Annotated in this window: 1 pseudogene; it reads right to left on the bottom strand. The window is 63.0% G+C overall.

From position 1 onward, the window contains the following. A pseudogene (locus LU493_RS19665) lies at positions 1 to 241 on the bottom strand (hypothetical protein); the annotation flags it as partial. Positions 242 to 403 lie beyond the last annotated feature (162 nt).

The following is a 403-nucleotide window of genomic DNA, read 5'->3' as shown; positions in this document are numbered from 1 at the left end:
AAAACGCCATCAGCAGCGAACCGACGACGAAGACCAGAATGGTGCCGGTGGTGGCGGCGCCTTTATCCATCCCGCCGATCGCCAGCAGCCCCGGGATAACCACCAGTAAATAGGCGGCGGCGAGAAAGCCGGTGATCCCGGCCAGGCATTCGGTGCGTAGCGTGCCGCCGCGCGAGCGCAGCGCAAAGCGGCGCTCCAGCCAGTTAGCGCGGGCGGAAGAGTGAAGTGTGTTATCGGCCATGCTCAGGCTCCCTGAGGATTATTGTTGTGATCGGTTGGCTCCGGGATCTCCCGGCAGGCTATCAACGGGTCGACTATCTGGCGGCTGCCGCCGTCGGTCAGACCCAAATCGGTTAAATGCGGCCCGGCGTTACAGGCAAGGCAGGTGCCTTCAATGGCCTTG

This window comes from Halomonas elongata, assembly GCF_029081005.1.
In the GTDB taxonomy this organism is placed as follows: Bacteria; Pseudomonadota; Gammaproteobacteria; order Pseudomonadales; family Halomonadaceae; genus Halomonas; species Halomonas elongata_B.
Note: the sequence above shows the minus strand (reverse complement) of the source record. Positions and strands in the feature narration are given on the sequence as shown.